Here is a 661-nt window from a genome sequence, read left to right as displayed (position 1 = left end):
ATGTCGGCGAGCGTGGCACCAATCTTTCAGGCGGCCAGAGGCAGACAGTGGCGATCGCACGCCTGCTGCTGACCAAGCCGAAAATCGTCTTTCTAGATGAACCATCGGGCTCGATGGATCTCGCATCGGAACGCCAGTTGATAAAGCAGCTCAAGGTCGCCTTTGACCGCGACACCACGCTGATCGTCTCCACACATCGCTTCAGCATGCTAGAACTGGCCGACCGCCTGATCGTTATCGAACAGGGCAAGATCGTTGCTGACGGACCGAAGGACCAGGTTATACAGGCGTTGCAGAAAACAAGCGCCTGATCGAACAAATTGAATGCATCCAATGCGTTGGGGCGTAGGAAATGCTTGCCAGGGAAGATCGGCCGCCGCTCTTTGCGTCGGCGTCCATATTCATCATAGGAGCGCTTTTCGTTGTATTTGTCGCCTGGGCAGCCTTTGCCGAAGTCGATGAGATCGCGCGGGGAGACGGCAAGGTGATACCCGCTTCCAAGACCCAGATCATTCAGGCGAGTGAAGCCGGTGTCGTCCAGGAAATCGCAGTGACGATTGGCCAGGTCGTCAAGAAGAATGATCTCATCATCCGTCTCGACAACACGCTCAACACCTCCAGCCTTGGTGAGCAGCAGGCCAAGGCGCGAGCCCTGCAGGCG

At 56.7% G+C, this 661-nt stretch carries 1 protein-coding gene and 1 pseudogene; both read left to right on the top strand.

The window, feature by feature from the left end; translation table 11 throughout:
* Window positions 1-311, top strand: a 311-nt coding sequence (locus ACXJ7R_RS35540; RefSeq protein ID WP_457155862.1) for an ATP-binding cassette domain-containing protein, incomplete at its 5' end; no start/stop codon positions are given.
* Between the two features lie 41 nt (window positions 312-352).
* Window positions 353-661 (top strand): annotated as a pseudogene (locus ACXJ7R_RS35535) (HlyD family type I secretion periplasmic adaptor subunit); the annotation flags it as partial.

This window comes from Mesorhizobium sp. P5_C1 (assembly GCF_054049815.1).
The sequence above is the reverse complement of the archived record's forward strand: the minus strand, read 5'-3'. Positions and strand labels throughout refer to the sequence as shown.